Below are 24791 nucleotides of genomic sequence, written 5' to 3'. Positions count from 1 at the left end.
ACTTAACCATAAAATTTAAAATACAATGAAAATAAAACGTACAGTGCTGTCGGCAGTGGCCTTGTCATTGTCTCTCGGAGGCTTTTGTGCCGTGCCCGACGGATACATCTACGATTATTACGACTCCGGCACGACTCCCGGAAAATTTCTGAAAAGTTATACCGGTAAGGCTTATAATGGTGTGCCGAAAGTGATGAAAAGCGGTCTGACCAAAATTCAGGCCGAGGACTTCGACGGCGGAGCTGCCGGTAAGGCTTATTCGTTCAACAACGGCGGCGACAACGAGTATCGCCGCGACAAGGTCGCCGTGTCGGTCAGCAAGACCGCCGACGGATGGTCTGTAGGCAATGTCTCGGCCGGTAAAGACTGGCTGTGCTATACGGTAGACGTGGCTCAGCCGGGAGAGTACCGTATTTCGGCAAGTACGGCGTCTGACGACCGGTCGCCATACTATTTCGAGGTTGACGGCAATGCCGCCGGCTCGATGCTCTATGCCACTGGCAACGGATGGGATACATATACGCTCGATACAACCGACGGCGTATATCTGACAAAGGGCCGTCATGTCATAAAGTGGGTGCCCGCGGGCGGTATCAATTTCGATTGGTTTGCTCTCGAACGCGTAGGTGACTACAAAAAGCCTGCTTCGGCTCTGTCATTTGACTATCCGCGCACATCGGTGTATACCGACAATCCGCTGTTTCTTGACTTCACGTCGCCTATGAAGGACTGCGGTCTTGTAGGAGCGCTCTATACTGCCGATCCGTCGGCCCGGGTATGGAACATCGACGGACGCGACGTACTTTATGTCTATGCATCGCATGACCTTGAGCCGCCGCGCGGATGCGACTACATGGACCGTTATCATATCTTCTCGACTGAAGATCTTGTCAACTGGACTGATCACGGCGAGGTCATGAACGCTGCCACATCCAACGCCGTTACCGGCATCGGTTCCGACGGCTTTATGTGGGCTCCCGACTGCGGATACAATCCTGCCGACAGTCTGTATTACTTCATCTATCCTCACAAACTGTCAAACGTAGAGGATGTATGGGGCATATTTGTGGCTACATCGCGCACTCCGGCCGGACCCTTTGATCCGAAAGGCTACATCAAAGGTGTGCCCTCGGTCATAGACCCCTGTCTGTTTGTCGACGATGACGGTCAGCCCTATATATATGTAGGCGGTGGCGGCAAAGGCTGTTGGGGAGGTAAACTGCGCAGAGATGACTGGACCAAGCTTGACGGTGAAATGAAACAGCTCGGCGCGTTTGAAGACTTCCATGAGGCGCCGTGGGTACACAAGTACAACGGCAAGTATTATCTCAGCCATTCCGACAATAACTTCGAGAACAATCATCTGCGCTATTCTGTGGCCGACGATCCTCTCGGACCTTACACTCCCAAAGGTGTGTATATGCTTGCCCACGGTCACGATACCACCCACGGGTCTATAGTCAAGTTTAAAGACAAGTGGTACCAGTTCTACCATACTGCCGACTATTCCGGACGCGGCAATCTGCGCTCGGTGTGCTTCGACGAACTTGTTTATAACCCCGACGGGTCCATAGCCATGGTCAATACATGGGGCGAACCTTATCTGTCGACGCCTATCACGCTTTTGGCTTCGGCTCCGTTGACTGTGCCGGCGGTCAATTATAACAGAGGCAAGAATTCAAAGGGCTATTTCACCTGTTCCAAGAAGGCTCCGGCCCGTGATGCCGATTTTGTTACACTCGGCGCCGAAGAGTGGTTGCGTTTCAGCATTAATGTCGAGAAGCGCGGCACATATAAAGTCAGCATAAGGCTGCGTCAGAGTATACCCAATTCGCGGTTGGCCGTGATGGAGGATGCAGAGTATCTTACCTCGATGCGTGGCGAGTATCTTCCCGACAAGGCATCCACCGGTTGGCAGGATATGGTGCTCGAGCTGCCTCTTCAGGCAGGAGAGCATTTCCTTGAACTTCGCGTAAAACGCGGCGATATATCAATAGAGAATTTCACATTGAGTTTCGAAACTGAAAAACGTACAGGCAAATGAATATAAAGAGAGCAATCGCATTATTTATGGGGATGTTGTTTGTGGCCGGACTTTGTGCCGGCACCAAACATTCCCGGACAACCAAGTATCCGTCATATGACGGGCTTGTTATGGCCGGTTATCAAGGCTGGTTTCATCAGCCTAAGAAAGGCACTTGGTTCGGAGATGAGAAACAGGTGCGCATCGACATGTGGCCTGATGTCAGCGAATATGAGAAGACATATCCTACCGGGCTGAAGCATGCCGATGGTAGCGGTGCGCGTTTTTTCTCGTCTGATGACAAAAGTACCGTGGACCTGCACTTCAAATGGATGAAAGACTATGGGCTCGACGGTGTGTTCATGCAGCGTTTCTGGGGTGCGGCAAAGCCTGATGCGCGTAAGCGCAGCCATGTACTGGCCAATGCTATGGAGGCGGCCCGCAAATATGACCGGGCAATAGGTGTCATGTATGACCTGTCGGGACTGAACCCCGCCACCGACAACTGCTCCATGCTTGTCGATGACTGGAAGTATCTTGTCGACTCTTTGCGTGTCACAAATCCTGACGGCGACAATACATACGTGTTTTACAACGGCAAGCCGTTGGTGACCATATGGGGTGTCGGTTTCCCCGACCGTCCCTACAACATACGCAATATAGGACTTGAACGGTTTATTGATTTCTTGAAAAATGACCCTGAGTACGGCGGTTGCAGTGTCATGGTGGGTGTGCCTACATTTTGGCGCGACCTTAATGCCGATTGCGTCAACGACCCCTACCTGCATGAACTCATTGCCAAGTGCGACATTGTTCTGCCGTGGATGGTTCAGCGATTCACTCCGCTGCTGCATAATGATATGGACCGCTATCGCGACGTAATAATGGGCGATATGAAGTGGTGCGCCGAGCGTGGTATAGGATATGTGCCTGTTGTTACTCCCGGTTTCAGCTGGCATAATCTGAGCCGCTTCGAGTTTCCTGATGATGTGAAGCCATCCGGTTCTATACCGCGTCAGGGCGGACGCTTCTACTGGCAACAGATATACACGGCGCTCAATGCCGGCGCCACGATGCTGTATGTGGCCATGTTTGACGAGGTCAACGAGGGCACCGCTATATTTAAGTGCTCCGACAATCCTCCGGTAGGCAAGGAGATTGAGTTTGTCGGCATGGACGGCAAGCCGAGCGACCACTATCTATGGCTCACGGGTGAGGCGGCACGCATGTTGCGCCACGAGAAGCCCCTTTCCAAGACTATGCCTAAACGGTGATCTGCACCGAAGTATAAAAAAGTGTCCGGCATATCGCAAACGCGATGTGCCGGACATCTTTTTATGGTAACGCAGTATTATTATTTGCGCTTGCTCTTAAAGAATTCCTCGAAGAAGTCTATCTGCGGTCTGTTGGGTACTTGGTCGAGGTAGAAGCCGTTGCGCATGATCATGACCGTGCTCTTGTCTTGCTCGTAAGGAGTCCAGTAGGGGAGTGCCTCGGAGTTGGGATTTCCCGTTTTTGTGAAGTTTATCCAGTAGCGCGACATAATCTGTAGCATGTGGTTGTCGATTTCGCTCATCTTGCCGCGGAATGTGTAGCCGTATATAAACGGCATTTCGGCTACATGGCTTGCTCCGCCGCGTCGGCTGCGCATTATGGTGTTTTCGGAGTCTTGATCGAAGTAGTATACATATACTTTGCCTTTACCGGTACGGCTCTGAAGATTGGCCCACGCATAGGTGCCCCATGCAAACGACCCGTCGCGGAATATGTCGGACTGTGCGAAGTACACCTCTTCGGGATTGGTAGCGGGGTATAGGCTGAGAAGTCTGTCGGCCCAGTCGCCGTATATAGAGCGTATGCGGTTTTGATAGTACTCAACAGGCATGGGGAAGGCAAATATCGAGCCCTCGTCGGAGTTACTGCCCACTATGACGTTTACGTCATTGTACTTGCCGGCTTCATAGAGCTTGTACTGATCGTCGGTTATGACATATCCGTCGACTATAGGCCAGAAGTCTTCCATCTTTGTGCTGTCGACTATGCTTTGTGCGTCGACCGATCTCATCTGTTTGATGTTTTTCTTGCCGAAACGTTTCTGAAACTCCACTCCGGCTTTTTCAGCTCCTGCAAGAGTGCACATGGCCGTGTTGCCGTTGCGCTCTTCGGCCACGGGCCAGAACGAGCTTCCGCTCTCACAGATGGCGCCCCTGAACAGGCCTTTGCACAGAGGCGATCCACACAGTATGCTGACCGATATGCCTCCGGCCGACTCGCCGGCTATGGTGACTTTTTCCGGGTCGCCGCCAAATGCACCGATATTTTCATGTATCCACTTGAGTGCGGTTATCTGGTCGAGTATGCCGTAGTTGCCCGACAGACCGTTGCCTGATTCTTTACCGAGTTCGGGATGGCTCATGAAGCCGAGCGCTCCGAGACGGTATTCGATGCTCACATAGATTATGCCTTCGTTGACAAAACTCTCCTGTGTGCCGATATATGAACCGCTTACAAAGCCTCCGCCATGTATCATTACAAATACCGGAAGTTTTTCGTCTTTGCTTTTTGCCGGTGTCGTCACGCTCAGGTACAGGCAGTCCTCGCTCATGGGTATGTCGCCGCCGCTTTGGTTTGGATCGGTGTGCTGTGGCGGACGATTGCCCCATGAATCTGATTTATACACGCCTTCCCACGGCTTTTTGGGTACAGGTGCTTTCCAGCGCAGATTTCCTACGGGAGCCTCTGCATATGGGATTTTTTTGTATAGAGCCGCTCCTTCATGCTCTACTCCCTCAATCTCACCTTGTGTTACTGTCGTGCGCAGTATCAAGGCATCGGCATTAGAGCCGATAACCATAGCCGCCACGACGGCTAATAAAAACTTTTTCATTGGTTTTCAGGTCTTGGTTAATTACGTAATTTGTTAATTCTGATGCAAAGTTATCGCATTTTCTCAATGTCGTGGATGAACGATTGTAACAAATTATAGTAGCTGATGTTAACTGCATGCAGTTACGGCATGAAAAACCTATTCGCGCAGAGTGCCGACAGGCACTACCAATATTCCGTCGAGACGCCGGTAGGCATATTTGCCCACTCCGACAAGTATCATTGCAAATGCCGGAGCCGACATCTTGTCGGTGTCGATTTTCGCACATAGATTTTTCAATGTAGATGCCCCGTATTCTATGGCGTTCTCGCCGCCGAGTTTTATCTCGACAAGGCCGTAGCGTCCGTCGCGAAGATGAACCACCGCGTCACATTCAAGTCCTGATTTGTCGCGGTAGTGATACACTTCCCCGTTCATCACCGACGCATATACGCGCAGGTCTCTTATGCACAATGTTTCCAGTATCAGGCCGAATGTGCTCAGGTCTTTCAGCAGTGCCTTTGGGCCTATGCCGAGGGCGGCTGTGGCTATCGACGGATCAACGAAATATCGGGTGTCGGAAGTGCGTATTGCCGTCCGTGAACGGAGGTTGGGATTCCATGCGCGCACGTCGTCCACGACAAATATCTCTTTGAGCGCATTTATATAAGAGGCTATCGTGTCATCGCTGATAGTTGATGTCTCATTGCCTTTTATGTCGTCGCGTATTGAGCTGATTGATAACGGGCAACCCTGATTACGGGCCAGAGAGCGCAGTATGCGGCTCGCTTTGGCCGGATCACGGTTTACCCCGTCAACCCGGCTTATATCTGACGATATTACAGCATCTACGTAGTCATAAGCTTGGGTAAGAGAGTTGCGCTCGGTCATCTTTATTGACGATGGCCAACCGCCTCGGCAAGTAAGATAGGCGAGCCGGTTTATGTCAATGTCAGTCTGTGCGAAAATGTCTTCTCCAGCGTTATCAAACAGTTGTTCAAGCGATATACCGCCGTTGGAGTCGCCTGATTCAAAGAGGCTCATGGTGCGCATATTCATACGGGAAAATCGTCCTGTCCCGGTGTGTACTATTTTAGATGAATCGGCAGGAACGGCCGAGCCCGTGAATATGAATTGTCCTTCTTCGTGGCGGTGATCGATTTCATGGCGTGCCGCATCCCACAATTGTGGCGCTACCTGCCACTCGTCTACGAGACGCGGAGTCGCTCCTTGTAGCAGGTTTTTGACTCCGACCTGAGCCATCTCCATATTCTCGATATCGGACATGTAAAGCACGCTTTGTGCGTGCTGTTCGGCGGTCGTGGTTTTGCCACACCATTTCGGCCCTTGTATAAGTACGCCGCCGGCTGACTCTAATTTGTCAGCTAATATTTTATCGGCTATCCGAGGTTTGTAAGTTCCCATATCTCTGAATATTATCTGGCATAAAGGTAATGAATATTTTCCAATTCGGCAAGTTGGCTGCTTTCTATTCGACAAGTTGGCTGCTTTCTGTTCGGCAAGTTGGCTGCTTTCTGTTCGGCAAGTTGGCTGCTTTCTGTTCGGCAAGTTGGCCGTTTTCTGTTCGGCAAGTTGGCTGCTTTCTATTCGGCAATTTGGCCACCTTACATTCGGCAATTGCATTTCTTCTCGGTCGGTTTGGAGCGTCAATTCAGACGGGAAGAGCGCCGATGCCGGGGCGGTCGGCGGGGATGGTGACTTTGCCGTTGATGATTTTGGCGCCGTCGAAGCAGTCGTTGGTTATGAGGAGGTTGCCGTCGAGGTCGGCCCACTTGGCAAGAGGCGCCAGTTGTGATGCGGCCGAGATGGCGCATGATGTCTCGGTCATGCATCCGAGCATGACGTCCATGCCGAGAGCCCGGGCCAGCTCGGCCATCTGTTTTGCCTCGCGCATGCCTGTGCTCTTCATAAGCTTGATATTTATGGCGTCATATACTCCGTAAGCACGACGTACGTCGTCAAGACGTTGCAGAAACTCGTCGGCCACGATGGGCAGCGGCGAGCGTTCGCGCAGCCATGCCGTCTGGTCGATCATTTCTTTGGGCATGGGCTGTTCTACGAAAAGGCAGTTGCGTTCGGCAAGCCAGTTACACATCTCGAGAGCCTTGTGTTTGTCGGTCCATCCTTGATTTACATCCACGCATATGGGCCTGTCGGTGCTTTCACGTATTATCTCTACTGTCTCCATGTCGCGGTCAAGCCCCATTTTTACCTTTAATATGTTGTAAGGGGCGGCTTCCGATATCTTTACTCTTACTATATCGGGGATGTCGATGCCTATTGTAAAAGAGGTGTCAGGAGCTTTTTCGGGCGACAGTCCCCACAGTTTATACCACGGCGCGCCGACAAGTTTGCCTACAAGGTCGTGTAGCGCTATGTCGACCGAAGCTTTGGCGGCACGGTTGTCGGGAGCTACCGAATCGAGATATTCGTGTATATCATCCATTCGAAACGGATCGTTGAACTGCGAAAGGTCGAGTGACGCCAGATAATCAGTGACCGACTTGACGCTCTCGCCGAGATAAGGAGGCATGGAGGCCTCACCGTAACCGGTGACTCCGTCGTATTGGAGCCGCACCAGAACGTCGGGCGTTGTGGTGCGGCTTGAACGTGCAAGATTGAATGAATGGCGCAATTTCAGTTCATAGGGAACAAACGAAAGTTGTAGCCGGCCTGTGAAATTACGTTCTTTGGTAGGTGACGAAGGAGCCGATATCAGCCATCGCGGAGTGGCCATGGCAACGGCGGCGAGAGCCGTGCTTTTAAGGAAGTGACGTCGGTCCATCGTTAATTAATTGTTATTTTTTGTGACTTATAAGGCGGAGTACCTGACACGTGCGTGCGGGCAGGTATAGCTTGAGCCATCCTTTGCTGTCGGGGGAATATAGCGGGTCGGGCTGTGTGAAGTGGTGTATGCCTTCGTCAATGTTGCCGAAGCCGCCAAACTCTTTGCTGTCGCTTGACAATACTACCTCATATTCACCTTCCGGAGCAAGGAACCCGTAGCCGTCGTAGGACTTGAACGGAGCCCAGTTGAATACAAATACGAGGTCACCGCGTTTGAACGCAAGTACTTGGTCGTCATCTTTGTCCCACAGTTTTTCAACAGGGAGTGCTTGGAAGTCGTATACATCGCCCACAAGTCGTATCATGGCGTTGTCGAAGTCGTTGAGCTCGCAATAACGCAATTCTTTGCGGTCTACGAGATCCCACTGGCGGCGGGCATACTTGTAGCTCCAGCCGTTGCCTTCGCGGGGGAAGTCAATCCACTCCGGATGACCGAATTCGTTGCCCATGAAGTTAAGATAGCCGCCGTTTATGGTGGCGAGGGTGACGAGGCGTATCATCTTGTGCATGGCTATGCCGCGGTTTACGGTGGCGTTGTCATCGCCTTTGGTCATGTGCCAGTACATCTGGTCGTCTATAAGGCGGAATATTACCGTCTTGTCGCCTACAAGGGCTTGGTCGTGGCTCTCTACGTAGCTGATGGTCTTTTCGTCGGCCCGTCGGTTGGTGAGCTCCCAGTATATGGATGTCGGATGCCAGTCCTCGTCCTTTTTCTCTTTGAGCATCTTGATCCAGTAGTCAGGTATGCCCATAGCCATGCGGTAGTCGAAGCCTATGCCGCCCGCTTTGAACGGAGTCGCGAGGCCGGGCATGCCGCTCATCTCCTCTGCTATGGTTATGGCGCGGCGGTTTACTTCATGTATGAGTTTGTTGGCGAGTGTCAGGTAGGTTATGGCATTTGTGTCCTGACCCCCGTTGTAGTAGTCGTCATAAGAGCCGAATGCCTGTCCGAGTCCGTGGCTGTAATACAACATGGACGTGACGCCGTCGAATCGGAAGCCGTCAAACTTGAATTCTTCGAGCCAGTACTTGCAGTTGGACAGCAGGAAGTGAATCACCTGATTTTTGCCGTAGTCGAAGCACAATGAATCCCAAGCCGGATGCTCGCGGCGGCTGTCGCCGTAAAAGTACTGGTCGTAGCTTCCGTCAAGGCGTCCGAGGCCTTCGACTTCATTTTTAACGGCGTGAGAGTGTACGATGTCCATGATTACGGCTATGCCGGCTTCGTGGGCCGCATCGATAAGGGCTTTCAGCTCCTCGGGTGTACCGAAGCGACTTGACGGAGCATAAAAACTCGACACATGATAGCCGAACGAGCCATAATAGGGGTGCTCCTGTATGGCCATTATCTGTATGGTGTTGTAGCCGTCGGCTACTACGCGCGGCAACACTTTTTCTCTAAATTCCGTGTACGAACCCACTCCCTCGCGCTCCTGTGCCATGCCTATGTGACACTCGTATATAAGCAGGGGCTTGGTATCGGGAGTGAATTTTTTGACTTTCCACTTGTAGGGTGTTTCTGGTGCCCATACTTGGGCGGAGAAGATTTTGCTCTGTTCGTCCTGCACGACGCGGGTGGCATAGGCCGGTATGCGCTCTCCGCATCCTCCTTCCCAGCATACGACCATTTTATATAGGTCGCCGTGGTGCAGGTCATCTTTTTTCAGTTTAATCTCCCATACGCCTCCGGCTTTGGGTTTAAGGGCGTACTTACGGTATTCTTTCCATCCTGAGAAGTCGCCTACAAGGGTGATGCCTGTGGCGTTTGGCGCCCATTCGCGAAATACCCATCCTGTGTCGGTACGGTGAAGCCCGAAATAATTGTAAGCGTTGGCAAACGCTTTCAGCGAGCCTTCGGCGGCAATCAGTTCCCGTTCCTTATTGATTGCGTCCTGATGTCGTCCTTCAATGGCGGCGGCAAACGGTTTTAACCAAGGGTCATTCTTGATGATGGCTAATGTTCCCATGAGTACAAAGAGATTAAATTAAAATTTAAAGTGCATAAAGCATTATGAGCAAAGATACGAATAAGCCGAGCGCAAAACCAAATTTATTTGAGTTTTGCCGAGCGAAAGTATCTAAGACTTTGTCAAAGATACGAACAAGCCGAGCGCAAAACCAAATTTATTTGGGTTTTGCCGAGCGGGAGTATCTAAGACTTTGTCAAAGATAACGACAATGCGCCTATTTTGCAAATAACATTTCCTTTGATAACAATTTTTCAGATAGAATGATTTTTAATCTTTATATTTGTATATGATAAAATTGATTATGGGAAAGAGAGTTTTTTTGTTTTTTGCCATAGTACTGGTCAATCTATCGCTTTCGGCCAATCAGAAACCCGATTCATTGCAGGTGCTTTTTATAGGTAACAGTTATACGTATTACCGCGAGATGTACAATATGGTCCGTGAAATAGCCGCTCATGTCGGTCAGGATCAGAAGATAGCGATATCTCCCACTGTTTTTGCACCCGGGGGATGTACGCTTAAAAGGCATCTGCAGAATGGCGAACTTGTGAAGGCCATTGAGCGTGGTAACTGGGATTATGTCATACTTCAGGAACAAAGTACGGCTCCTGCCGGCCCTACCCGTGTAGTCGCTGAAAATACCTATCTCGATGCCGCACGCCTCGACAGCATTGTGAAGCGTTATAACCCTGATGCGAAAGTCATATTCTATATGACATGGGGCCATAAATACGGGACTCTGCACCGGATTAAAAATTACCCCATAATAGATACTTACGAAGGAATGCAGCATCGGCTTGCTACAAGTTATCTGGAAATGGCTTATGAAAATGACGCATGGTGTGCTCCGGTCGGACTGGCTTGGATGAGGGTTCGCAAGGAGAGGCCTTACACCACGCTTTACTGGCCTGATGGCTCTCATCCGTCCAAAGCGGGCAGCTATCTGGCCGCAAATGTAATTTACACGACAATCGTGCAGTGTCCTTATCAAAGCTCCTATTTTGCCGGACTTGACGCTGAATTGGCTGAATACCTGCAGCAGGTGGCGCAGCAGACGGTGCTCGATAATCTGCAATTGTTAAACATCGCGCGATAACGGTGAAGGGCACAATATCCCCACGGAAGTGATGTAAGTTGTGTCATGACAAGAAAAGAGCGATACATAGTCAACAACACGGGCTGGTTGATGTCATATGTGATGCAGAATCTTTCAAAGCGTGCGATTGAGGTTTTACGCGACGGGCGGTTCGATAAGGCTATACTGGAAAATGTAGGATTTTGTTCAGTGCCTCTGCCTCTTTACGCCGTTACGGCCTGTAATTTGATATTGCTTGACAAGTGTGGCGGTTTCTTGCCTTTGGATGACTGTGTTTATAAGGATAATCTTAAGCAGTGTCGCGAGCTTGCCGATTTTTGGTCATCTGAATACGGCTATGATTTAGCCGATTTTGATTTCGCTCCTTATATGGGCGATTTTTTTGATGTGGATGCGATGTCGGTACGTTATGATAAAATGGATGTCGTAGACGACATAGTGGCTTTAGGCTATGACAGAGCGGAAGTTGAGCTGTACAAGAGTGTGCTTCATTATGATATTGAAACGGTGAGGAAGTATCTGGATTTAAAAATCGATCCTAATGCAGTTATATATGATGATGTCCCTGCCGATAAGCTGGAGATAGCCGATGATCATCTTGGCGAATCAGACTCTGCCGTAAACGACTGTATAAATATAATAAGTGAGTCAGTCAGAACAATGTATGGTGATTATCCTGATATATCTACATACTGGGATGCAAGGCGCGGACACATTCCTGTTGAAAGGGACGCTTTGCTGACACTGTTGCATGCCGCCGCTTATGGCAGGATGTACGATCTGTTGACCGGCTCTAAAGGCTAAAGTATATATAAAGAACAGGCTCATGAAAGTTGCTTCATGAGCCTGTTCTTTATTGTATATGCGGCTGTGTTTGTGGTGGGGACGCCAGTATCACGGCGTCTGACTGCGACCCGTAATCAGGGAAAGACTGTGTTTAACGGTTCAGCCGGCCTTTGCATTGCCGCTGTATGGCTTGGTCAGTTGCGGTTGGGGGTGTCCCACTTTTTGGTCTCGGTTGCGCGGACTGTGATGACTTGGTCGCCTACCTGAATGCGGAAGTCGCCTTTTTCGAGAATCCACTTTTCGTCGTAGCCTACAAAGGCAAGATCGTTGGCCGGTACTTTAAGGCTGACGGTCTTGGTTTCGCCGGGCTGCAGGTCGATTTTCTCGAACTGTCGCAAGCGGCGCACGTCAGGAGAAGTCGATGCCACCACGTCGCTTGAGAAGAGCAACACGCTCTCTTTGCCGGCTACCTTTCCGGTGTTTGTGACTTCGACGTTGAATATCAGTTGGTCGCCGGCTTTGAATTCGGGTTTGTTTACGCGCAGGTTGCCGTACTTGAACGTGGTGTAGCTCATGCCGGTGCCGAAGAGCCATTGAACGTCAACCACTGCGTCATAGTTATATGCTCCCGACATTGTCTGGCTGCTCTCGCCTTTTTTGAAATCGTAGGTGATGAGGCCGGCGCTGTGCTTGGGGTATGTGATGGGCAGGCGTCCGCTGAAGTTGGCGTCGCCGGCAAGAAGGTCGGCCAGTGCGTCACCGCCGTAGTTGCCCGGCAGCATTATGTCGACAATGGCGTCAGCCAGCGGTACTATGTCGTTGATCAGTCGCGGACGGCCTTCGTTGAGTATGAGTACGACAGGTTTGCCGGTTGCGGCAAGACGTTTTACAAGTGCTGTCTGATTTATTGACAGGTTTAGGTCGTTGATGTTGCCGGGAGTCTCGCAGTAGCTTGTTTCGCCGATGCAGGCCACTATTATGTCGGCATCCTTGGCTTTTTCTACTGCTGCCGGTATGCCTGAGGCGTCTTCAGGACCGAAATTGCCTCCCCATTGGTAGTCAAGGTATTTTACTCCGGGCTCGAAGATTATGTTTTGTGCGCCGTACTTGTTTACAAGAGCCTCATAGATGGTGTTGTATCGGTCGGCTATGGCGTCGGTAAACTGACCCTGCCATGTGTAGGTCCATCCGCCGTTGAGCGAACGCATCGAGTTGGCGTTGGGTCCTGTGACAAGTATTTTTGTGCCTGATTTTATGGGCAGGATGCCGTTGTCGTTTTTCAAAAGCACCATTGACTCTTCGGCCGCCAGCCGGGATGCGGCGGCGAATTCTTCAGAGCCGAACAGCGGGTAGTCGGTATAAACGGTGTTGGGGTATTCAAACAGGCCGAGACGCATCTTCATGCGAAGCACGCGGGCACAAGCGTCATCTATGCGGCTCATCGACACCTCGCCTTCTTCTACCAGTTCTTTGAGCAGAGTGCAGAAGTCGACATCATAAGGCTCCATGGCCATGTCTATGCCGGCGTTTATGGCTATGCGTATGGCGTCTTTCTTGTCGGTAGCCACGTATTCACGCTGGTAGAGATTGTTGATGTCGGCCCAGTCGGTCACGATAAGGCCGTCCCAGTTGAGTTCATCTTTTAGCCATTGGGTCAGGTAGCGGGCGTTGGCATGGAAGGGCACACCATTGTTGGTAGTGGAGTTGACCATTATCGATAGAGCCTTGCCGTTCGTTATGGCTTCGAGATAGGGGGCGAAGTGCTTTTCGCGCATCTCCTGCTCGCCGATTGACGAGTGGGTGCGGTCTTTGCCGCTTACCGGAACACCGTAGCCCATGAAGTGCTTGAGATTGGCGGCAATGTGGAAGCGGTCAATGCGGTTGGGATCGGGACCCTGCATGCCGAGCACGGTTGCGCTTCCCATCTGTGCGCTCAGGTAGGCGTCTTCACCGTAGTTTTCCCAGATACGCGGCCAACGTGGATCGCGACCGAGGTCTACCGTGGGGTTGTAGGTCCACGGTACATCGCTGGCACGTGTCTCGTAAGCTGTTATTTCGCCTCCTCGGTGTGCGAGGTCGCGGTTAAATGTAGCTCCCATATTTATGTTTTGGGGAAAGAGGGTGGCTCCGAGCGTATAGCTTGCACCATGGTTCATGTCAAGGCCGTATATGCAGGGTACGCCGATGGTCTTCATCGAATAGTCCTGAATTTGCGATACGATCTCGTACCATTGCTCGGGTGTGAGAGCTATGTCGGCTACATTAAGTATGGAGCCGACCTTGTGCTGGCCTATGACACGTTCGAGCGCGGCGGGAGGTATGGTGAGATTGTCGCGCTGGGCAGGGTCGTAAGGCCCGTCGAGCACTCCGAGGGTCAACTCGGTCATCTGGCCTATCTTTTCTTCGAGTGTAAGTGTTTTGAGCAGTTGGTCAATGCGTTTTTCCATGGCGTCGTCGCGCGGTATGACCGGCTCGACGGCACTTGCCTGAAGAGAGAATGCGCAAACAGCCGCGCAGGCTATAAATTTAGATAGTTTCATTTAAGTTGTTTGTATTTAGGTATTTTAGAATTTGTAGCCGATACCTATGAGGCCGGTTATGCCTTTATTGGGTATGCCGTATACTTCCTGCCACTTGCCGTTGAGCAGATTTTCACCGCGTGCCCATACGCTGAACTGCGGGGTTATACGGTAAGCGGCCCCGAAGTCAAGTGAACCGGCGTTTCCGAGCCCGACTTTGGTGTATGCGATATGATCAAACGGATTTTCCTCGGACAGGTCAAGCGCATAGACCGAACGACCGGAGCGAAGCCGATATGCAAGTTCAAGATCAAGTGCTTTTACGGGGGTTACGGTGACTGTGGCGTCGAACACATTGCGTGCCCGGTCAAGCCATAGTGCATAGCCCTTGTCGATGTCCTGCGGGGCCCCTTCGTATGACAGCCGCAGTTTGGCGAGGTCACGGTATGTGTAATTGAATGCTATGCCGTAATTGACGGAAGTCATATTGAAAGTGGCGTAGTAACCCATGGCAGAGATGGATGTGTTTTCATCGACGAGTGCCGGTAGCGGAAGCGATGATACTTTTCCATAGCCGCCCCATATTTCAAACGAGGCTCCGGCAAACGGGCCTACGATAAAGCCCAGACGTCCGGTGTATTTGTCCCACGATGGGCCGAAACTCATTGAGGGGTTGATGTAGTGGTTCTGGTCAAAAAGTTCCGATGCCGAATTGAGATTCGGGTTGCCGCCGTAAAAACGGGCATAGAGAGCGAAACTTGATGACGGCGACCAGTCGAGGCGAACGTCGGGGTAAATGCGGGTCTTGTTCTCAAGTCCTTTTATGTAGTCAAACTCTATGCCGAGACGCACCGAGTAGTTTTTGCCGCGATTGAGATAGTAAGGTGACGCCTGTATGTAAGCGAATGTATGTGAGCCGATGCCGGCAAAGTCATTGACGCCGTTTACGGCTCCAATGAGGTCGAGACCGACATTGTTGAACTCATCAAAGCTGTAGAGGCCACCCAGCGACAATCGCGCTGTGTTTTCGTTGAGCGCTTTCAGCCCGGGCAGTTCGTCGTTGACCGCTTTAGAGAACCCGAAGTAGTCGTAATCAAGACCGATATTGTATGAAAATGCTCCGAGAGTGCTGTGCCAGCCAAGACCGAAGTCCACGCGGTTGGTGCTTTGCGACAGTCCTTTGTCTTCAAGAGTGGGGAAGTTGAATGTCGACATTCCATAGCTTAGACGGGCTTTGAGCGTGCCTATATCCTCGAAGTCATTGGTCAGACTGAGTCCGAGCGCGCCGCTATGGTCGCGGTATGAGAGTTTGTTGCCGAGCACATTCTCACGTTTGTACTGACTGCCGTCGTATTGCAGCCAAGCCCCGAGTCGTGTGGCGTCGCTGTCTATGAAGCGGTAGCCGGCCGACAGGCCGAGTTGCATGGCGGGGAAGTAGCCCAAGTCGATGTAGCCGCGGTATGGGCTGCGTGCTATCGATGCTGCGTATGATGCCGGAGCGAGCACCGAAATATCGTTTGTGACGGGTGCTGCTATGGCCCGGTCAGTCCAAGAGAGCTTTTTAGCCTGTACCGGTGACAGAGAAAGTTGCGGCAACCTGTTCAGGCGCGATGCTTCGCGCTCCTGCGGCACAATGTCTTTTTCGACGGTAATCTCTTTGTTGAGGTCGTCGGCGGTCATGGCTCCCGGCATGGCGAGAGCTGCGCCCAATATGGTGATATATACAAATCGTTTCATTGTCATGTGGATGCGTTAAAGGGTTTATTTAAGACGCTCGTCAATCATCATGAATATGTCGCTTTCAGTGCCGGGGTAGTTCTCTTTAAGACTTTTGAGATACTCGTTGGCTTCGAAAGTCTCGCCTTGTTTGCGGCATATGTCGCTGAGGAGTATATAACCTCGTGCGAGCCAGTAGTTATGAGGAGTATTGGAGTCAATCAGTTTCTCTACTGAGGTGCGGGCTTTCTTGAGCTGGTCAGCGTCGTAGTAGTGCTGGGCAAGGTAGAATGCCGACTTTGCTCCATACAGGTCGTCGGTGTCTTTGGCGAGAGTCTCCCATGCTTTCACTGCCTCTGCCGGTTTGCCGGTCATCGACATGGCGTAGGCGCGCGAATAGATTATCTCATTTTTGTCGGCGGCCGGTATGACGGTCGAGGCGAGCATGCGGTCGGCTTCGGCTATGACGTCATCGTAGTGTCCGAGTTCGCGTGATACTCTCATTATGCCTACGCGGGCGGCATGTATGTTGCGCGATGCCGACGCGCGCTTCTCGAGAGAGCGGAATGTCGAGAGCGCTTTCTCTCCTTCGCCGCGGTTAAACTCTATGTTGCCCTTTACGGCAAGAGCGTCCTCTGCGTTTTCAGAGTCGGGATAGCGTTCTACGATGGCCGATGCGTAACGGAGTGCGTCGGCTTCATTGCCTTCGGCAGCCGATGCTTCCGTAAGGTAGCCTAATGCTTGGCTTTCGAAGCGTCCGCCGGAGTATTGTGCCACGTAGTCTTTTAGACGGTCGGTCTTGCTGTGGTCATTGAGATATGCTTTTTCGGCCGCGTTGAACGTCAGTTCGTCAAGCTCTGAGGTTTCGAGTTTGGGAGCGTTGGGCACGGATGCTATGAATTTGGTGTATTCGTTCAGTCGTCCTTCGTCGGCGAGCAGCCGCTTGAGGTCGTCAGAGGCCACTCGCGCTTCCTCGCTGGTAGGATAGTCCTTTATCACGGTCTTGTAGGCGTTGATGCCCTGCGACTTGTTGCCTTGACCGATGAGGGTTATGGCAAGCTGCAGATATCCGTTGCGGCCCTGTGAGGTCGACGGATAGCGTTTGACGAGAGTTTCGTAGGTGTCTATCGCTTCGGCATCGCGGTTAAGGGCCACATAGCTCTCCGCTTTTTCGAGAAGCGCGGCGGGTAGCAATCCTGAGCCGGGGTAGCGGGCCATCATGTCGTCGATGAGCTGGAGCTTGGCTTTATGGTCGCGGGTAAGTCCGCGCATCATGGCCTTTTGGAACAGTGCATAGTCGCCGGCCGATGGATTCAGGTCGTAGGCCCGGTCGTAGTTTGCAGCCGCCTTGCCGAAGTCAGATGAGTAATAGTAGCAGTCGCCGATGCGGTTGTAGGCGTCGGCCACGAGCTGGTCGCCGAGGTCGCCGGGAGTCTTGACCACGCGCTCAAAATCGGTGCGGGCATCGGCATAGCGCTTTTCGGCAAACCGTGAGTAGCCGAGGTCATAGTAGGCCAACGGGCGGTTGGCGGCTGTGGCGCCGCAATTCTTAAGATATGAGTTGAGCGATGACGAGGCGCGTGCATAGTCGCCGAGACGGTAGTAGCAGTCGCCTATCCAGAGGTCGCACTCGTTGGCTATAGCGCGGTTGTTGTCGGCAAGGGTCTTGGATGCCTTGAAGCGGTCGAGGGCCTGATTGACACGTCCGGCGGCAAGGTCGCGCGATCCGAGTATGTAGAGCACGCGTTGCTTGGCGGCCTGTATAGCCTTTGACGGGCGTTTTATCTTGTTGATCGACGCGAGAGCCTTCTCGAAATTGTTGTCGGTCATGTAGCCGGTGACGAGATATTCCTGTACCTCGGGGGCATAGCGGGAGTCGGGGTAGCGTCGCAGGAAGTCCTCAAACATGGTGACCGAACTTCCAAACGGTGTGCGACCGCCCTCCATACGGGCCACTGCATAGTTATAAAAGGCCGTCTCCTGTACGTTGCGGTCATAGTCCATGCGGTAAGCCTTCTCAAGAGCGAGAAGAGCGCTGTTGACATTGCCCTGACGAAGATAGCACTGGCCTATATAAAGATAAGCCGACTGTCCCATGGCGTCGTTGCATGCCGTCACGGGTGTGAGGTCTTTGATGGCTCCTTCGGTGTCGCCCTCTTTGTATCGGCTCACTCCGAGTATGTAGAGCGTAGACAGCTGCGGGTCGGCAACTTCACTTACATAGCGCTGAAGGTAGGGGATGGCCTGACTCTCTTCACCGAGGTTGTAGAGCGACTCTCCGGCTATGCGCTGCAGTTCCGGTCTGTATTCGGCAATGTCATCCATGTGGGTGCGGGCAAGCGACAGGGCGCGGCTGTAGTCACGCTCTATATAGGCTATTTGCGCCAGATAGTAGGAGGCGCGGTTGCCCGGAGCGGCCGATATGTCTACCGATGTGAGCATGCGTTTGGCTTCGGCATAGTCGCCCGATGCGTAATATATATAGCCTTGATAGAATTTTGAAGCATCGGCGTAGCGTTTTACACCTTCAAGCGAGCGGAAACCCGTCATGGCTTTGTCATAGTCATGAAGCATCATCATGCAGTAGGCCGTGCGGTAGCTGTAATCCTCAGCGGCATAAAGGTCGAGAGCCGACGGGTCGACTGACTCGTAGCGGTCAAGCGCCTCAAGGTAGTGGCCCTGATAGAAATCACAGTCTGCGATAGCCATGGCAGCGTCGATACGGTGTGCCGACGTCGGATAGTCGGCCGCGAAGTCCTCGAGCATGCGTCGTGCCTCGGTTATGTCGCCCGAGTGCAGAAGGCTCATGGCGGTGAACCACCGGGCTTCTTCGCGCTGCGAAGGTGTAAGTGTAGAACTCTGTGCTTTAGTAAGTTGGTCAATAGCACCTTGGTAATTTTGGTCACTGTACATCAATGTACCCCGTTCGATATAGCCTTGCGGCGACGGAGCATTGACCTGAGCATTTCCGGCGAGAGTGGCGGCCACTGCTACCGGCACTATGAAAAGTCTCTTCATTTTAAGCATATTATTATGCACAAAATTAGCGAAAAATCGCGAGATTTTTGTCGGTCAATGTAAAAAACTGGTTGTTAAACCGCCAATGTCGGTAGGGATGCCGGTACTACGGCGTCCGGCTGCGCCCCGCACGGCCTTCTACAACCACCATGCCGCACGGCTATCCGTATAAGTGTTCAATGAAAAAACCGGTTGTTAAACTGCCAATGTCGGTAGGGACGCCGGTACCACGGCGTCTGGCTGCGCCCCGCATGGCCTTCTACAACCGCCATGCCGCACGGCCATCCACAACCACACGACCTGTATGGCCATCCCGATTCGCGGGCGCCGTACTACCGGCGCCCCTACCGGTCTGTATCCTATCCTTTTACCGAACGAACTAAAAGTGCCGGTACTGCGAGAGACTGCAAAGGCTCATGCCCGACGGTAGCCGGGGACAAGCCGGCCTTCGGACGGCGCAGTCTCCGGTATGCGGTACCATCATTGATGAGTCTGCAAAGACTCATGCCTAATCGCAATAAGCACGAGTCTTGTCAGACTCGATATGTTTGGTGACAACCTCCCGTTCCGGACACTTCGTGCCCGGCTACCATTTGGCGTGAGCCTTTTACAGGCTCGCAGGTTGAACGAGCATTGCTAACCGACCATATTCCTTATGTCCATCCGGATTCGCGGGCGCCGTACTACTGGCGCCCTACCAATCTGCTGCATTTTATACCTAAACCGGGTTTGCAGCTTTTCAAAAAAGGGATTCGTATAATTCAACTTTGTAAAAAATACGGGGAGCGGCCACCCGTAAGTGTACCGCTCCCGGCAGCGTGTTTATGTCAGATAGATGTGTCTGGTTCTGGATGTCATTCGGCCAAGGGTACATAGACGTTGCGCGACTCGCCGTGTGTAGGCTGCGTTTGCATAAACGATGCACGTGAGTGTGCGGCTACGGCTTCCCTTGCTCCGTTGCCTATTGGGTCATTGAAGCTCATGATTACGCGTACAGGTGCGAATATACGGCTATGGGCTATGGGCCGATTTTTTTGTGCCTCATTTATTGAATGTCCGAAGTGCCTGTAGTTTGAGATTCGATTGGAGCCCCAGCAGTCCCACGGACTGAATCGAAATATTTCCACCCAGTTCATTACATCAGCCTCTAAGTCCCATTGGTCTCCTGTGCCTGTATAAAATGGATTATCGTTTACTGCGTCTATAAAAAAGTAATTTCTGACGCCAAAGTCCGATACTTTTCCGTTATTATTGTATTCCGGCCATTTCATTCCAAAAGCTCTGAAGTCAAGACCCGATATGTTGGCGCAGAAAGCACTGTTGCCTAACAGCATACCTTCTCTAAGTGCTTCTGTCGTACTTTCAAGGTAGCTTTCATCTGCGTTTTTGGTCCGTATATGGTCAGTTATCCATTTTGCTGCAAATAATACTCCTCCATATCTTCTTAGGTGAATCATGTCTTTCCATGTCGGAAATCTAAATGATTCTTCAATCGTATTTTTGGGCTTAAGTTTTCCTTCGGTAAATGCTGTCAGGTTATAGAGTACTGCGATTTCTGCTCTATCTGCCTCATTTGCATATGGATTAAAATCCTCATCGTAAGTATAACCTTCAAATGTATCTCCTCCCTTAGCGGTAGGATATATATATCCCGCCGGTAATTTTTGGTTGGCTCTGAACTTAATTTTGTCACTTGATGCGGGTTTGGCTTCTCCGCTCCAAGGATCATAGTTTACGTCGCCTACTTCACCATCGGTGTTGAAGCACTGCAATTGATGGCCATTGTTGTCTGCGGTATTATGTAGCGATTTTGCCGACCAGAATTGATTGAAGCCAACTTTTCGTAACGGGTACGCAACTCCGTTTACATACAGATTTTTTACAATAAGTTGACCTACGTTATTCCCGTCTTCATCTTCAGTCAGTGAAGTCATGGCTGAATATGAAATGGATGCTGTTTTGACGCCATTTTCTGTTTTAATGGCAATGTGTCCGTTATCATGCGCAATCTGGTTGGTGATTTTTTCTTTCGGCATGAAAAAATGATCGACAATATTGTTATGTGGATTCCATGTTATTGTGCCTCCGTGCATATAAAACTCCAGCCATTCAGGTGAGTCGTAAGCATATCCGGTAGTACCGCCTTCTAATGCAATCGTATTGACTCTTTCGTGTCCGTGTTTTACTTTAAAAATACCTTGGAAATTAGCCGACTGTAAAGCGGATGTATGCGGTTTCGGCCATACAGCCATAACAATGTCTCGAGCTTCCGGCAAATTTGCATATTTGGGATGGATAAAAGGAGTATATCCGGGAAGGCCACCACCGCCTTTTATGTCGTATACAAACCGTAGGATAGACCCTTTTGTTAAATCCGGAATTTTTGTGCCGGGTTTAAGATTATAGAATATCCATGCTTGTGAATTTATAGCCTGCGTCATTCCTTCGGCTGTGACTTCAGGAGCTCCGTCTACATTCAACTGTTTTATTAGATCTTCTGTAGCGGGATTGGTGGAAATCATATAGGTACTGTGACCTGTGTTTCCGAGATTTCCTTCCGACATTGTAAATACGTAATCAGGATCATCTATAGGTGCGCTGCGGTAGTTGGTCGCGTATTCGGCCGGAGCCCAGTAGATATATTCGCGGCATAGGTAGCCTACGAGTTCGCCGTCGTTAGGATCGGTCACTTCGAGTACCCATGAGTCTTCATCGCCGGCTTCCGGTATGATCAGTATATTCGACCCTTTTCTGATTGTAAGTGTATAATTATAACCCGGTTTCAGTTCTATATCGGTAGCGAGTTTATAGATTTTTTCCGAACCGTCGGTTCGATATATCTTTATTATGTTATTGTCCTTTGTGAACCGGGTCTGGTACGCGGGGACTGCAGCGCGAAATATTAGCTCGCCGTTATTGGCAAAGCCGAACGGACACATGGCTATGCCGTCGGCGAGGGTTTTATTTCCCGGTGTATAAAGCATGCTCCCGATATCGGATGATGTGAGGTCGATGCTTTTCGCAGAGGTTGCCGAGCTCAACAGGTATACGCCTTTGTCCGGGTCGAGCAGTTCGCGCTCAATTTTAACGATAAAATTGGCCATGGCGTGGTCAAAAGCTATATTGACACAGTTCTTGGACTGATCCGGTATTGCAACATCCCAAATCAGATCCGACTCTTCATAGTCTGCGATATAAGATTGATCTGATTTTACGATGTGGCTTAGGTTTTTGGCTTGTTCTAATGTCAATCCGTCTATATAGGGATAATATACAAGATATTTGGCCGCATTTTTAGGCACGGCTTTCTCTTGGTCCACAGGCTTAAGCACCTGACGATTGGGTTTTTCTGTGTTTACATTTGCTATTGATGCTACGTAATAGCATGCGTTTTCTACCGTTGCGGGCATAAGTGTGTTCTCTGCCGTGAGCGCAAACATGCCTACGCGGTCGCCGTCCTCAAACACGGATTTGTTGTCGTCATAAACTACTCGCGACTGTAGCCGGGGCTCGCCTGCAATTACGAAATACTCCCCGTCAACCACGTCATAGTCATATCCGTAACTGACATCGATGTCATCCTTGCAGCCCGCTATAATCAGGGCTGACAATATAATAATGAATTTAATTGGCTTCATAGTGCGGTGACTTTAATTTGTTTCATCCTTATCCACGATAACTCCGCTGCCGTCATCCTGCCAGTCGTTGATCTTGATTGTGCACTCTCCGGCTTTATTGATGTGTATGATGTATAGATGATTTTCTTTCAGTTCGGTTATGTTTTGCTCAAGAGCTATGGTATATGCGTTTTCTCCGATGTTGAAGCAGAGGTCGCAATCAAAATTGTCCTGAGCCGGCAGTATTATACGGTATTTACCGTTGTCGTGATAAGGCATGAATTTGTCTTTTATCATGACAACGATTTCCCTGCGGAATATTGGGGTTTCCCATTGTTGGACATATTCAATCGGGATGAAAGTGTCGGACGAGAAGTCAAATGCGCGTCCTCGTATCAGGCCGTTGGCGGCGTTTTGGAAGTATACGTCACTAAGCTCAATATCGGAGTCGACTTCAATGTCTGCTGTTTTCTTTTTGAATTTAAGGCTGACTGTTCCTGACGAGTTCGACGGAGTTGATGTCTCGTACATGAACTCGCTTCTATTGAATTTGGCTTTGTCGGATTGGTCGATATTGACAAAAGCGGGGTAGCAACTCCATCTCAGCGATAAGCCGGAACCCCATAAAACATCAGTTTTGCCCACCGGAAAGATGATATAATTTTGCGAAACAAAATTGTTATCTGTATTTAGATCTCCCTTGATGACGTTGGGATAACTTATGTCTGATGGATCTGTTGCCGTTTGTAATTCTTCTTTAATTTCTGCAATCCCTGTATATGGATAATAAAACAGCAATTTGTAGTCTGCATTTCCATCTATGAGTTTAACCCATTCATTGCCTTCGTCGACTTTGTCGGCATCGGGTGTTATTATGGTGTTGCTGCCCGCATCTTGTTGTACGTTGCTGCTGTCAAATACTTTTTCAAGTATAAGGAAGCCGTCATTGTTGTAGCTCCAGCAGGTGTTTGCCATGTATTGGTCATCGCCTGCCTTTTTTGTGTCGATGATTATGCAGCCGATTTTATCGCCGGGTTCAAATGAGGATTTGTAACCGTCGTGACTTACGCGTGAGCCTGTGGAGATGGGGTCGACAGCGAAGCGCAGCGAGAGTGAGCCGGCGGCGGGGTCGGGGGTGTCGGCCGACTGGTCGGAGCATGACACGAGCCACGGAGCTATAAGCGCTATGGCAAGTGCAATGCTGACGGCTATATGGTTCATGTTTTTAATATTCATAGTTATATTCTCCTCCTTTCTCCATGTCGCGGATGGTGGCCTTGAAGCGCAGGCCGTCGTCGGCGTTGATGTTGATGGATGTTATGGTGTAGTCGTAGATGTGGTTGCGCACGAGGTCGGCAAGCGGTGAGCCGTCATTGTCGGCGGTCGCTGTAAACGTGTGCGATGTGCCGCTGCCGGTTTCCGTTATGTCGATGGTCAGGGTTATCGGTTCCGTGACGCTGTTGGCTGTCTCGGGGGCGTAGGCGTAGTAGTGCGGCGCCTTGCCTTGCGACTTTTTAAAATTGACTCCCGAACCGCTTACCGCCGGGCTCACCGGATTGAAGCAGTATAGCGGCGAAGTCGCCGGGGCATAGATAAGGTCGGTCGTATGTTCCACCTCTTCGTAATGCTTGGGGCGAGTATGGCCGGCGTAGTTCACTCCCTCGACTGTGGCTGCTGTTATGGTGTAACTGTCCTGAAGAGCCGGATCGAGGTCAAGGGTTATTTTGGCATATGCACGCAGCATGTTTATGTCGCCTATGTTCTGATATGTCATTCCGGGCATGAGCCGTGCTGTGGTCACTCCCCACATCGGTATCGCCTTCAGCTCGGCCGGCAGGGCCATTGGGTCGTCGGGCTCTACGTCGTCGTTGGCATAGACCATGACTTTTATTTCGGTGCCTTCGCTCGGAAGGGCGATATTTTTGTTAAACGCCGCCACGAGGCGGTATGTATCGCTGTCTATGTAAGTGAGGGCGCGTATTCTCGGCCCCGAGAGGGTCTCGAAGTGGGTGTAGCCGCCGTGGCCGTCGCTCTCGTAGACGACTACCTTAATTGTGGCCGGAGCTATGCGTGTCTCGAATGCGTCAGCGTCGTGAGGCCTGTCTATGACTTCCCACTTGTTTTCACCGGCGCGTGAGCCTTCGCTGCCCGAAAAGACTACCGACAGCGATATCTCCGACAGCGATGAGCCGCCCTTGTCGGGTGCGTCGTCTGACGATGAGCATGCCGTCAGTATTGCCGCCGCGGCTATCGGTGCAGTCAGTATGTATATGTATTTTGCAAACCGTGTCATTGCTTTACCGTTGATTTAT

14 protein-coding genes are annotated in these 24791 nt (G+C 51.0%); 4 read left to right on the top strand and 10 right to left on the bottom strand.

Annotated features, from left to right (window positions below; translation table 11 throughout):
* Positions 1-25 precede the first annotated feature (25 nt).
* Positions 26-2044: a family 43 glycosylhydrolase gene (locus FW767_RS06305; RefSeq protein WP_121698490.1), complete on the top strand. Its 2019-nt coding sequence runs from the start codon at positions 26-28 to the stop codon at positions 2042-2044.
* Positions 2041-3297, top strand: a complete 1257-nt coding sequence (locus FW767_RS06300) for a glycoside hydrolase family 71/99-like protein (protein WP_121698491.1) — start codon at positions 2041-2043, stop codon at positions 3295-3297. Before FW767_RS06305 ends, FW767_RS06300 begins: the two co-directional genes overlap by 4 nt.
* Before the next feature lie 80 nt (positions 3298-3377).
* On the opposite strand, the gene FW767_RS06295 is transcribed toward FW767_RS06300, so the two are convergent.
* From FW767_RS06295 to FW767_RS06280, 4 genes are all read right to left on the bottom strand, one after another.
* Positions 3378-4910: a carboxylesterase/lipase family protein gene (locus FW767_RS06295; protein ID WP_121698492.1), complete on the bottom strand. Its 1533-nt coding sequence runs from the start codon at positions 4908-4910 to the stop codon at positions 3378-3380.
* A 138-nt stretch (positions 4911-5048) separates the two neighbouring features.
* Entirely contained in the window at positions 5049-6314 is a 1266-nt protein-coding gene (locus FW767_RS06290; RefSeq protein ID WP_121698493.1) for an ATP-binding protein, read from the bottom strand.
* A 247-nt stretch (positions 6315-6561) separates the two neighbouring features.
* A complete protein-coding gene (locus FW767_RS06285) occupies positions 6562-7695 on the bottom strand; it encodes a dipeptide epimerase (protein WP_121698494.1) in 1134 nt (377 codons plus the stop codon).
* Positions 7696-7708: 13 nt separating this feature from the next.
* Positions 7709-9724 (bottom strand): alpha amylase C-terminal domain-containing protein, encoded by a 2016-nt coding sequence (locus FW767_RS06280; RefSeq protein ID WP_121698495.1) that lies wholly within the window; start codon positions 9722-9724, stop codon positions 7709-7711.
* Positions 9725-10028: 304 nt separating this feature from the next.
* Here FW767_RS06280 and FW767_RS06275 point away from each other — a divergent pair, with 304 nt between their 5' ends.
* Both FW767_RS06275 and FW767_RS06270 read left to right on the top strand, forming a co-directional pair.
* Positions 10029-10823: a DUF4886 domain-containing protein gene (locus FW767_RS06275; RefSeq protein WP_150980411.1), complete on the top strand. Its 795-nt coding sequence runs from the start codon at positions 10029-10031 to the stop codon at positions 10821-10823.
* Positions 10824-10868: 45 nt separating this feature from the next.
* Positions 10869-11627 carry a hypothetical protein gene (locus tag FW767_RS06270; protein WP_121698496.1) on the top strand — a complete coding sequence of 253 codons (759 nt, stop codon included), beginning with the start codon at positions 10869-10871 and terminating at the stop codon, positions 11625-11627.
* A gap of 176 nt (positions 11628-11803) precedes the next feature.
* Here FW767_RS06270 and FW767_RS06265 read toward each other — a convergent pair whose 3' ends face one another.
* From FW767_RS06265 to FW767_RS06240, 6 genes are all read right to left on the bottom strand, one after another.
* Complete coding sequence (locus FW767_RS06265; RefSeq protein ID WP_121698497.1) at positions 11804-14149, bottom strand: glycoside hydrolase family 3 N-terminal domain-containing protein; 2346 nt, start codon at positions 14147-14149, stop codon at positions 11804-11806.
* 24 nt (positions 14150-14173) lie between these two features.
* Complete coding sequence (locus FW767_RS06260; protein ID WP_147438714.1) at positions 14174-15865, bottom strand: TonB-dependent receptor; 1692 nt, start codon at positions 15863-15865, stop codon at positions 14174-14176.
* A gap of 24 nt (positions 15866-15889) precedes the next feature.
* Complete coding sequence (locus tag FW767_RS06255) at positions 15890-18862, bottom strand: tetratricopeptide repeat protein (RefSeq protein WP_205523839.1); 2973 nt, start codon at positions 18860-18862, stop codon at positions 15890-15892.
* Between the two features lie 854 nt (positions 18863-19716).
* Complete coding sequence (locus tag FW767_RS06250) at positions 19717-22500, bottom strand: fimbrillin family protein (protein WP_121698500.1); 2784 nt, start codon at positions 22498-22500, stop codon at positions 19717-19719.
* A gap of 12 nt (positions 22501-22512) precedes the next feature.
* Positions 22513-23715: a fimbrillin family protein gene (locus FW767_RS06245; RefSeq protein ID WP_121698501.1), complete on the bottom strand. Its 1203-nt coding sequence runs from the start codon at positions 23713-23715 to the stop codon at positions 22513-22515.
* Entirely contained in the window at positions 23705-24772 is a 1068-nt protein-coding gene (locus tag FW767_RS06240; protein WP_121698502.1) for a hypothetical protein, read from the bottom strand. The genes FW767_RS06245 and FW767_RS06240 overlap by 11 nt, the downstream gene beginning before the upstream one ends.
* Positions 24773-24791: the final 19 nt, after the last annotated feature.

Source organism: Heminiphilus faecis (assembly GCF_008728965.1).
GTDB lineage: Bacteria > Bacteroidota > Bacteroidia > Bacteroidales > Muribaculaceae > Muribaculum > Muribaculum faecis.
The sequence above is the reverse complement of the archived record's forward strand: the minus strand, read 5'-3'. Positions and strand labels throughout refer to the sequence as shown.